General features: G+C 51.7%; 1 protein-coding gene. It reads right to left on the reverse strand.

The features are described from left to right. Positions 1-23: 23 nt before the first annotated feature. The coding region (locus R5W23_RS12630) for a hypothetical protein (protein WP_320686629.1) at positions 24-271 on the reverse strand (248 nt) is incomplete at its 5' end.

The following is a 271-nucleotide window of genomic DNA, read 5'->3' on the forward strand; positions in this document are numbered from 1 at the left end:
TTGTTCGTGCCCGGCGAAGTCAGCTAGGGCTTCTTGGGCTCCTCCTTTTTTGGTTCGTCCTTCTTCTTGATGTAATTGAGAAAATATCCGGTACCTTTAACCGCTTTTTGGACAACCCACACGACCTCGTCCTTATCGGTGATCTCCGTGCCGACCGTGGTGTCGGTTAAAAATGAGTCGGTGTAGACCACTTTCGTTCCGTTAGGAAGTGCGGACCACTCGACGCGGACGTTCTTGACCGGGTTGGCAAACTTCTTGTTGGACGCCATCT

This window comes from Gemmata algarum (assembly GCF_034097035.1).
In the GTDB taxonomy this organism is placed as follows: Bacteria; Planctomycetota; Planctomycetia; order Gemmatales; family Gemmataceae; genus Gemmata; species Gemmata algarum.